Consider the following 10,278-nt stretch of genomic DNA (forward strand, 5'->3'; position numbering starts at 1 on the left):
GGAGGATCTCGGTACGCTCTCACGCGCGCCTCGGGCTGAACCTCCAGGTGATGGCGACCAGGCACGCGGTGATCAGGCCGCTGATGAGTCCGGCCAAGGGCAGGGCGAGCAGCAGGGCCGCCGTCGCGGCCCAGCCGATCGAGGAGAACGCCTCGGCGAAGGTCGCCAGCCGCGACGAGGTCTGGCGGCGGCGGAATTGGCTGCGCCTTGCCTGCACCCGGAACCAGAGCTGGATCGCGGTCGCGGAGGCCGCGCTGACGATGATCGCGCCGGCGCTGATCGCGGCCTGGGACGGCGAGGCAAAGGCCAGCGCAGCGACCAGCGGGCCGAAGATCGCGGCAATGGCGATCAGCACGACCTCGATCTTGGCGCGAATGACGCCGGATGGCATCAGCGGCGCCGTTGCGACCAGGTCGGGAGCGTCCTCGCCCGAGATCGTCAGCCAGGCCAGCCCGCCGGCGAGCTGTCCGGCCGCCATCACGATGACGGGCGTGATCAGCGTCAGCGCCGCGGAGCTATCGGCAAAATTGCGCCAGAGCAGGAGCGCCGGCGGCACCAGGTAGAGCAGCTGCATCAAGGTCTGCGAGATCAGCCACGGATCGCGCCACAGCAGCATGAATTCCTTGCGACGTAGCGCCTGCTGGCGCGAACCGCCGCGGAACGGGCGCTCCCTGGTGCGGACGCGGCCGGATGCGCCATACGCCGCTGCATCGATCGCGGTGTCGGCGAAGCGGTGCGAGAAGATCGCCATGACGCCGCCGAGCAGAACCAGAGCCAGCGCGAGAAGCAGCAGCAGGGCCTCATGGTCGCCCATCGCTGCCCGCGCCGGCCACCACCAGATGCTGTCGACGTCGGGCGCATAGGCGGCAAGGCTGCCTGAGGTCAGGATGGTGAAGCGTGCCAGCGTGCCGTAGGACATGATCGCGGCGATCTGGAGCGCGATCACGAAGCCTGCGCCAATGATCGCGGCGAGGATCTGGGCGATCAGGCGCGTTCGCGCCGGGCCGATCAGCCGGAATAAGAGAATGGTGATGGCGATCGCGATCGCCGCGGCCGACAGGCCCATCGCAATGACGACGCCGAAGGCGGCGAGCCAGCGCGCGCCGCCGCCGATCACCAGCACGTCGATGAAGGGCGTCGAGAACAGCAGCGCCAGCACGGTGACGGTCAGCGCGATTGAGGCGATTCGGACCGAGAACAGATTGGCGAGCCGCGCCGGCGAGGACATGATCAGGTCGAGATCGGCGCGGGCGTAGAATACCCGCGTCACCGATTCGATCGCCTGCGACAGCATCAAGGTCCAGGCCAGGAAGATCGTCGCCGAGATCACGATCAGCGAGGATTTGTCGAGCGGCAATTGCAGGTCGGCGAATCGCCCGATCACCGCCCAGGCCGGCAAATGCAGCAGCGCGGCGAAGCAGAGCAGGCCGACCACGGCAACGCGCGCCCGCTTGCGCCGGCCGCCCGTCATCATGGCGAACCATTCCCGCCAGGCGAGCCGCAGCTCGTGACGGGCAAACCAAGACAGCGCGGTTGCCGAGCTCATGCCGCGGCCTGAAGCGTCACCAGCGCGATGAAGAGATCTTCCAGGCTGGTGTCGGCATGGCCGTTCTGCTGGCGCAGCTCGGCCAGCGTGCCTTCCGCGACCAGGCGACCGGAGGCGATGACGCCGATGCGGTCGGCCATGCGCTCGGCCACCTCGAGAATGTGGGTCGTCATGATGACGGTGCAGCCGGCGCGGACGCGCGCGCTGAGCAGGCCCTTGACGTGGCGGGCGGAGACGGCGTCGAGCCCCGTCAGCGGCTCGTCGAGGATGATGAGGCGGGGATCGTGCACCAGTGCCCCTGCGAGAGCGACCTTCTGGCGCATGCCCTTGGAAAACCCCTCGCAGCGCTCATGCCGGTGCGCCTCGAGCCCGAGCGAGCCGAGCAGGTCTTGTGCCACCGGCTCCGAGGTCGCCGGAGCGATGCCCCAGAGCCCGGCGACGAATTCGAGATATTCGAGTGGCGTCAGCTTGTCGTAGATCATCGGCTCGTCGGAGACCCACGCCATCACCTGCTTGGCGCCGACAGGGTCGGCCAGCGCGTCGATGCCGAAGATCGAGACAGCGCCGGCGTCGGGGCGCAGCAGGCCTGCAACCATGCGCAAGGTCGTGGTCTTGCCGGCGCCGTTGGGGCCGACCAGCGCGTAAAATTCTCCGGCGCGAATGGTGAGATCGAGGCTGTCCACCGCCAGACGGTCAAAACGCTTCGTTAACCCCTTAACATCCAGCGCCGAGCTGTCCGGCTTCATGACGGCCACACCATACGGTTTCGCATCGTCCGAGACCATGCCCCGAAGATATTGAGGCGCCGTGAATCGCACTGCCGCAAATTCCGTCATCCGGATTGGCTAAGGGCGGGCCACGCCCACAAGTCACCGTTTGTTGACAGCGCGCGAGCGATCAGGCTGAATTGATTCCGGACAAATGGAGCTAACGCGGCGAAACGACTGCGTAGCGACTGGACACAAGATGCGGTTGAGCGGCCAAAAAGAGCCGTTGGTTGCATCGGGGAGGATGCGCGGCGATGCTGGATTTCGTTCAGCAGCTGGTCAGCGGTGTTGCGCTCGGCTGCGTTTACGGCCTGATCGCGCTCGGCTTCGTGCTCGTCTACAAGGCCACCGAGGTCGTCAATTTCGCCCAGGGCGATCTGATGATGCTCGGCGGGTTCTTTGCCTTCACCTTCATCGGCATGATGGGATTGAACTACTGGCTCGGCTTTGCCGGCGCAGTGGCCGCCATGGCGCTGTTCGGCATGGTGGCGGAGCGCGTGGTGGTGCGGCCGATCCTCGGCTATCCCCAGTTCTCCATCATCATGGTCACGATCGGCCTCGGCTATTTCCTTCGCTCGGTCGCCGGCATGATCTGGGGCACCGACGATTTGAAGATCGATACCCCGTTCAGCCAGGGCGTATTGCGCATGGGCTCGCTGGTGCTGGCCTACGACAAGCTCTCGGTGATCGCGGCGACGATGATCCTGTGCACGCTGCTGTGGCTGTTCTTCAACAAGACCATGCTCGGCACTGCGATGCGGGCCAGCTCCGAGAACATGCTGGCTGCTTACTACATGGGCATTCCGGTCAAGCGCGTGGTGTCGGTCGTCTGGGCCATCAGCGCGGCGGTCGCGACCTGTGCCGGCGTGCTGCTGGCCCCGATCACCTTCATCCACTCCAATGTCGGCCTCGTGCTCGGCCTGAAGGCGTTTCCCGCCGCCGTGCTCGGCGGTTTCGGCTCGATCCCGGGCGCAGTGGTCGGCGGCGTCCTGATCGGCGTCATCGAGAGCATGGCCGGCTTCTACCTGCCCGAGGGTGGAAGGACGTCGCGCCCTACCTCGTGCTGCTCGCCGTGCTGCTCCTGAAGCCCGAAGGCCTGTTCGGCCTCCACGTCCGCAAGAAGGTCTGAACGCCATGCGGTTCATGTTCAAGACCGACTACGAGGACGACATCAAGCTGTTCCCGCATTCGGGCTACATCGTCACCTACGGCGTCCTGCTCGCGCTGCTGCTGATCGCACCTCATGTGCTCTCCAGCTACCTGATGAGCCAGCTCGTCTTCGTCTGCATCTACGCGATCGTCGGCGTGGCGTTGCTGATCCTGACCGGATTCACCGGCCAGGCCTCGCTCGGGCACGCCGCGTTCCTCGCGATCGGGGCCTACACGGCCGCGTATCTGCAGAAATACAACGTGCCGTTTCCGGTTTACTTCCTCGCCGCCGGGCTCCTGACCGGAATCATCGGCGCGATGGTCGGGTTTCCCGCCCTGCGCCTCACCGGCATCTACCTCGTCATCGCCACCATCTCCTTTGCCCTGATCGTCGAGGAGATCCTGGCGCGTTGGGAGAGCGTCACCCACGGCAACGAAGGCATGCGGGTCAAGGCGCTGTCGCTGCTCGGGGTCACCGTGCCGCGCGACAGCCCGACCTTCTATTACCTCTGCCTTGCCGTACTGGTTCTCACCATCGTCGGAACGCTCAATCTGTTACGCTCGCCGACCGGCCGTGCCTTCGTCGCGATCCGCGATTCCGAGACCGCGGCGCGCAGCATGGGGGTCAACGTCGCACTCTACAAGGTGAAGTCGTTCGCGATCTCGGCGGCGATCACCGGCTTTGCCGGGGTGCTGTTCGCGCACAAGCTCTCCTTTATCTCGCCGGAGATGTTCACGCTCCAGCTCTCGATCGAGTTCATCATCGTGATCCTGATCGGCGGCACTTTCAGCCTGCATGGCGCCGTGCTCGGCGCGATCTTCATCGTGATGATCGACCCGTTCCTGACCTATCTGAAGGACGACATGCCCGGCATCATCGCCGGCATCGCCGCGGCATTCGGGGCCGGCACGACGACTGCGGGCAACATCCAGGCGAACGTTGCGGCCTTCGCCTCGCTCAACGGCCTTAAGGGGGCGATCTACGGCATCATCATCGTGTTGTTCGTGCTGTTCGAGCCGCTCGGGCTCTACGGCCGCTGGCTCAAGATCAAGCTCTTCTTCCAGCTGTTCCCGCTCTACAAGCGTGCCACCTTCAAGCGGCAGAAGATCTACGTGAAGTCGGAGCGCAACCGATGAGCTATTTTCGCGCCGAGAACCTCTCGCTGCATTTCGGCGGCCTCAAGGCCGTCGACGCGGTCTCGTTCGCGGTCGAGAAGGGCGAGATTCTCTCGATCATCGGGCCCAACGGCGCCGGCAAGAGCTCGATCTTCAACCTGATCTCGCGGATCTACCGGCCGACCTCCGGCCGCATCTTCTTCGAGGACCAGGACATCACCGAGGAGGCGCCCTACGACATCGCCAAGCTCGGCATCGCCCGCACCTTCCAGAACATCGAGCTGTTCGAGAACGCGACCGTGCTGTCGAACCTCCTGGTCGGCCGTCACCGCCATTCCACCACGCAGCTCTGGCAGGAGCTCTTGTTCCTGCCTAGCGTTCGGGCCAACGAGAAGGTGCACCGCCGCCGGGTCGAGCAGGTCATCGAATTCCTCGATCTCGAGCCCTATCGCGACAAGCTGATCTCGGGCCTGCCTTACGGCGTGCGCAAGGTGATCGAGCTGGCGCGGGCGCTGTGCTCGGAGCCGAAACTGATCCTGCTCGACGAACCGTCCTCCGGTCTCAATGTCGAGGAGACCGACGACATGTCGTTCTGGATCCGTGACCTCAAGAACGAGCTCGGCGTCACCGTGCTGATGGTCGAGCACGACATGTCGCTGGTCAACCGCGTCTCCGACCGCGTCATCGCGCTGAATTACGGCCGGGTGCTGGCGATGGGTTCGCCGGCCGAGGTGCAGCAGCACCCCGACGTCGTCGCTGCGTATCTGGGAGCCTGAGGCGATGGACGCGACCGCGACGCCCGAGACAATCCTGAAGCTCTCGAACATCGAGAGCTATTACGGGCCGATCATGGCGATCCGCGGCATCTCGCTGGAGGTGCCGCGCGGCCGCATCGTCACGCTGCTGGGCGCCAACGGCGCCGGCAAGACCACGGTGCTGAAGACCATCTCGGGAATTCTCGACCCGCAGAAGGGGACGATCGAGTTCCTGGGCAGGCCGATCCAGCGCATGGAAGCCGACCGGATCGTGCGTCTCGGGCTCAGCCACGTGCCGGAGGGGCGCGAAGTGTTCCCGTTCCTCTCCGTGCGCGAGAACCTGATGATGGGAGCCTATCCGCGCAAGGACCGCGACGGCGTCGCGGAGGATATCGAGCGCGTCTATGGCTATTTCCCGCGCCTGAAGGAGCGCATCAACCAGCCGGCCGGACAGCTTTCCGGCGGCGAGCAGCAGATGCTCGCGATCGGGCGGGCGCTGATGAACCGGCCGACGCTTCTCCTGCTCGACGAGCCCTCGCTCGGCCTGTCGCCGCTGCTGGTGAAGGAGATCTTCACCATCATCCGCCGGGTCAACGAGGAGCAGGGCATGTCGATCCTGCTCGTCGAGCAGAACGCCAAGGTGGCGCTGGAGACGGCGCATTACGGCTATGTGCTGGAGATCGGCCGCATCGTGATGAACGACACCTGCGACCGCTTGATGCATTCCCAGGACATCCAGGAGTTCTACCTTGGCGCCAAGGAAGCGGGTGCGCGAGGCGAGCGGCGCTGGAAAAAGAAGAAGACGTGGCGGTGAGGACGAGCTGGCAGTAGGATGAGCTTGCCATCCGCAATTAGAGACCGCCGGCAAGGCAGGCAGCGGAGGCAGGCGACAAGGAGGAGACACGCATGGCCCGACCGGCGGTGCTGACGGTCGCTGACACGATCGCGAAGAGCTTTCTGCGCGCCGCCGAGACGCGGGGTGACAGGCCGGCGATCCGCGAGAAGAAGTTCGGCATCTGGCAGCCGACGAGCTGGCGCCAGTGGCTCGAGATCTCGAAAGAGATCGCCTACGCGCTTCGCGCCATCGGCTTCATGCCCGGCGACGTCGCCTCCGTCATCGCCAATGCGGTGCCCGAGTGGGTTTACGCCGATATGGGCATCTTGTGCGCCGGTGGTGTCTCCAGCGGAATCTATCCGACCGATTCCTCCTCGCAGGTCGAATATCTCGTCAACGATTCCCGCACGAAAGCGATCTTCGCGGAGGACGAGGAGCAGCTCGACAAGATCCTCACCTGCCGCGCGCGCTGCCCCTCCCTGCAGAAGATCATCGTGTTCGACATGGAGGGACTGCGCGGCTTCTCCGACGACATGGTGATGTCGCTCGACGAGTTTCGTGCGCTCGGTCGCAACCACATGGTCGGCCGCGAAGGGCTGTGGCAGGAGATGATCGACAGCCGCGTTGCTGACGATCTTGCGATCCTGGTCTATACGTCGGGCACAACAGGTCCGCCCAAGGGCGCGATGCACGCCAACCGCAGCGTCACCCACCAGATGCGGCACGCCAGCGATTTCATCCCTGCGCAAGAGGACGAGGAACGGCTGGTGTTCCTGCCGCTCTGCCATGTCGCGGAGCGCATCGGCGGCTATTACATCTCCGTCGCGCTCGGCTCGGTGATGAATTTCGCCGAGAGCCAGGAAACCGTGCTGGACAACTTACGCGAGGTGCAGCCGACCGCCTTTCTGGCGGTGCCGCGGGTCTGGGAAAAATTCTATTCCGCCATCACCATCGCGCTGAAGGACGCGACGCCGCTACAGCAATGGGTCTATCGCCGGGCCATCGCTGTCGGCTACCGCATGGTGGAGTACCGGCTCGAGGGCAGGGCGCCGCCGCTAGGCTTGCGCATCGCCGACCGCATCGCCTATCTGGTCGCGTTCCGCAACATTCGCCGCATGATCGGGCTCGACCGTTGCCGCATCGCCTTCACCGGCGCAGCCCCGATCGCACCGGAGCTGATCCGCTGGTATCTGGCGCTCGGCATCGACATGCACGAGGTCTACGGCCAGACCGAGAATTGCGGGGTCGCCACCATGATGCCCGCGGACAGGATCAAGCTCGGCTCGGTTGGCACCGCGGTGCCCTGGGGCGAGGTCGCGCTGTCGCCCGAGGGCGAGATCCTGGTCAAGGGCGACTTCCTGTTCATGGGCTATTTGAACCAGCCGGAGAAGACCGCGGAGACGATCGATTCCCGCGGCTGGCTGCACACCGGCGACGTCGGCACCATCGACAATGAAGGCTTCGTGCGCATCACCGACCGGATGAAGGATATCATCATCACCTCAGGCGGCAAGAACATCACGCCGTCCGAGATCGAGAACCAGCTCAAATTCTCGCCCTACATCTCGGACGCGGTCGTGATCGGCGACAAGCGGCCCTATCTCACCTGCCTCGTGATGATTGACCAGGAGAACGTCGAGAAGTTCGCGCAGGATCGCGACATTCCCTTCACCAACTACGCCAGCCTGTGCCGGGCGAGGGAGATTCAGGATCTGATCTGGCGCGAGATCGAGCAGGTTAACGGCAATTTCGCCCGCGTCGAGACCATCAAAAGGTTTTACCTGATCGAGCGCCAGCTCACCCCTGAGGACGAGGAGCTGACGCCGACCATGAAGCTGAAGCGCGGCTTCGTGAACAAGCGCTACGCCGCCGAAATCGAAGCAATGTATCGCGAGCGTGCGGTGGCGTGACCATGCGCTTGCCCGGGAAAGTGGGAACCGGTTTTCCGGGAAGAGCATGCGCAAAAAGGAAACGTCGCATTCGAGAAAGCGAAGGAGCCGTGGCCCCCGCCCTTCGTCCAACACGGGCCTTTAGGAGAGGAGACGTCAATGTCGAAATCGTTCAGCGCATTCGGCCTTGCTGTGAGTGCCGTGGTGCTCACCTGTCTGCCGGCCGCAGCGCAAACCAAGGTCACCAATGAGGGCATCTCGGCAACCGAGATCGTCATCGGCACGCATCAGGATCTGTCGGGTCCGATCAAGGGCTGGGGCGTTCCGGTCGCAAACGGCCTGAAGATGGCGGCCGAGGAGATCAACGCCGCCGGCGGCATCCATGGCCGCAAGATTCGACTGGTCGTCGAGGACAGCGGCTATGACCCGAAGAAGGCGGTGCTGGCTTCGCAGAAGCTGATCGAGCGCGACAAGATCTTCGCGATGGTCGGGCCGATGGGGTCGCCGACTGTGCTCGCCGCGCAGGACATCCTGTTCGATGCCGGCGTGCTTCAGCTCTTCCCGCTGACGGCGGCCGAGTTTACCTTCAAGTTCGATCCGGCCAAGCCGCAGGAGCGATTGAAGTTCAACAACCTGCTGCCCTACGTCGAGAGCACGCGGGCCGCGGTGAAGTACATGATAGAGTGGAAGGGCTTCAAGAAGCCGTGCATCATGCATCAGGACGACGAGTACGGTAAGAACGTGCTCGACGGCTTCAATCAGCAGCTCAGCGCCATGAAGGCGCAGCCGGCTTCGATCACGAGCTACAAGCGTGGCGCCTCCGATTTCAGCGCGCAGATCGCCAAGATGAAGTCCGACGGCTGCGACCTCGTCGTGCTCGGCACCGTGCTCCGCGAGACCATCGGGGCGATGGGCGAAGCCAAGAAGCTGGGCTGGGACGTCACCTTCCTCGGCGCCACTCCCACCAACGTGATGGAGGTTCCTGCGTTGGGCAAGGAAACGGTCGAGGGGCTCTATGCCGCCAGCGGCTTCGAGATTCCCTATGAGGACACCGCCAAGGGCAAGGTGAAGGACTGGCTCGTCAACTACAAGAAGATGTTCAACGCGGACGCCAACACGCAGGCGATCATCGGCTATAATGCGATGATGACGTTTGCGTTCTACGCGAACAAGGCCGGCAAGGATCTCACCGGTCAGAAGATGCTGGATGCGCTCGAGTCGGGCGAGAAGTTCCTCGACATCTTCAACTCACCGCCGACCAAGTTCTCCAAGACCGACCACCTCGCCAACACCATCACCCAGGTGCAGCAGGTCAAGGGCGGACGCTGGGTGCTGGTGAAGGACAATCTGATGTTCTGATCTCTCGCGAGCGACCGGTGCACCCTCTCCCCTTGTGGGAGAGGGTGGATCGCCGCGCAGCGGCGAGCCGGGTGAGGGGTCTCTATCCTCACGAACGGTCTTGCGCGTGGAAAGAACCCCTCATCCGGCGCGCTTGCGCGCCACCTTCTCCCACAAGGGAAGAAGGAAGATGTGCACCACGGAGAGAACCCTACGATCCCCCGCTCGCCGTGCCCGAATTCACCGGGGCCAGCTCGTCCTCGCGGCAGCGCCAGCCGTCGGCGGCCTTGACGAAGGCGAAAGTCCTCTGGATCCGCAGGCGGCGCGTGACGTTGAAGGCGTCCGCGGAGCGCTCCTTGTTGCCGGCGCCTGGCTGCGGCCGACCCGTCCGCGCGTCCCAGCAGGTGCCGGTGCAGGTCGTGGCCACCTTGCTGCACAGGGTAAAGGGCGCCAGCACGACCATCTCGATCTCGCCCGTGACCTGCGCTTCCTGATCGGTCACCTGGCTGTCGAGCGCATAGACGCGGTTGATGCGAAGAAAGTTGCCGCATGAATTGGCCGCATGAATTCGCGCGGCGCAGAAGTCGACGGCGTCGGTGTCGGGGATGCGGACCGTGACCTGCCGGCCGAACACCTTCCTGGGATCGCCCTTCGCGGCGCGGACGTCGTCGGTCTTGCGCTTCAGATGCTCGGCGAGGCAATCCTCCGCCGATTCCAGCTCCTGCAGCGGCACGTTCTCCTTGCCGACCAGATTGCATTTTCGGTCGCGTTCGCGCGTCCATCGGCCATATTCGGCGAAGGCAAAGCGTGCCGCGGTCGGGTCCAACTTGCCGATCAGGCCGAGCACCTGGCCATTGAGCTCGGCCTCGGCCAGCGCCAGCGA

7 protein-coding genes and 2 pseudogenes are annotated in these 10,278 nt (G+C 64.4%); 6 read left to right on the forward strand and 3 right to left on the reverse strand.

From position 1 onward, the window contains the following. Positions 1–19 precede the first annotated feature (19 nt). Complete coding sequence (locus JHD07_RS10330) at positions 20–1,546, reverse strand: permease (RefSeq protein WP_291621630.1); 1,527 nt, start codon at positions 1,544–1,546, stop codon at positions 20–22. After that, positions 1,543–2,292, reverse strand: a complete 750-nt coding sequence (locus JHD07_RS10335; RefSeq protein ID WP_291621632.1) for an ABC transporter ATP-binding protein — start codon at positions 2,290–2,292, stop codon at positions 1,543–1,545. The genes JHD07_RS10330 and JHD07_RS10335 overlap by 4 nt, the downstream gene beginning before the upstream one ends. A 275-nt stretch (positions 2,293–2,567) precedes the next feature. Between JHD07_RS10335 and JHD07_RS10340 the strand changes: the two are divergent. From JHD07_RS10340 to JHD07_RS10365, 6 genes and pseudogenes are all read left to right on the forward strand, one after another. After that, a pseudogene (locus tag JHD07_RS10340) lies at positions 2,568–3,442 on the forward strand (branched-chain amino acid ABC transporter permease). 5 nt (positions 3,443–3,447) lie between these two features. Continuing rightward, entirely contained in the window at positions 3,448–4,599 is a 1,152-nt protein-coding gene (locus JHD07_RS10345; protein WP_291621634.1) for a branched-chain amino acid ABC transporter permease, read from the forward strand. Next, entirely contained in the window at positions 4,596–5,354 is a 759-nt protein-coding gene (locus JHD07_RS10350; RefSeq protein ID WP_291621636.1) for an ABC transporter ATP-binding protein, read from the forward strand. The genes JHD07_RS10345 and JHD07_RS10350 overlap by 4 nt, the downstream gene beginning before the upstream one ends. Before the next feature lie 4 nt (positions 5,355–5,358). After that, entirely contained in the window at positions 5,359–6,147 is a 789-nt protein-coding gene (locus JHD07_RS10355) for an ABC transporter ATP-binding protein (RefSeq protein WP_291621638.1), read from the forward strand. Between the two features lie 92 nt (positions 6,148–6,239). Further along, complete coding sequence (locus JHD07_RS10360; protein ID WP_291621639.1) at positions 6,240–8,078, forward strand: long-chain fatty acid--CoA ligase; 1,839 nt, start codon at positions 6,240–6,242, stop codon at positions 8,076–8,078. 138 nt (positions 8,079–8,216) lie between these two features. Then, on the forward strand, positions 8,217–9,416 hold the full coding sequence (locus tag JHD07_RS10365; RefSeq protein WP_291621641.1) for an ABC transporter substrate-binding protein: 1,200 nt from the start codon (positions 8,217–8,219) through the stop codon (positions 9,414–9,416). Positions 9,417–9,606: 190 nt separating this feature from the next. Here JHD07_RS10365 and JHD07_RS10370 read toward each other — a convergent pair. Beyond that, positions 9,607–10,278: pseudogene (locus JHD07_RS10370) on the reverse strand (hypothetical protein); the annotation flags it as partial.

It is taken from the genome of Bradyrhizobium sp., assembly GCF_016462955.1.
Lineage (GTDB): Bacteria > Pseudomonadota > Alphaproteobacteria > Rhizobiales > Xanthobacteraceae > Bradyrhizobium.

Excerpts from the sequence above, each read along its gene's own strand:
- JHD07_RS10330 (WP_291621630.1), bottom strand. The coding sequence starts at position 1,546 with ATGAGCTCGGCAACCGCGCTGTCTTGGTTTGCCCGTCACGAGCTGCGG.
- JHD07_RS10335 (WP_291621632.1), bottom strand. The coding sequence starts at position 2,292 with ATGAAGCCGGACAGCTCGGCGCTGGATGTTAAGGGGTTAACGAAGCGT.
- JHD07_RS10345 (WP_291621634.1), top strand. The coding sequence starts at position 3,448 with ATGCGGTTCATGTTCAAGACCGACTACGAGGACGACATCAAGCTGTTC.
- JHD07_RS10350 (WP_291621636.1), top strand. The coding sequence starts at position 4,596 with ATGAGCTATTTTCGCGCCGAGAACCTCTCGCTGCATTTCGGCGGCCTC.
- JHD07_RS10355 (WP_291621638.1), top strand. The coding sequence starts at position 5,359 with ATGGACGCGACCGCGACGCCCGAGACAATCCTGAAGCTCTCGAACATC.
- JHD07_RS10360 (WP_291621639.1), top strand. The coding sequence starts at position 6,240 with ATGGCCCGACCGGCGGTGCTGACGGTCGCTGACACGATCGCGAAGAGC.
- JHD07_RS10365 (WP_291621641.1), top strand. The coding sequence starts at position 8,217 with ATGTCGAAATCGTTCAGCGCATTCGGCCTTGCTGTGAGTGCCGTGGTG.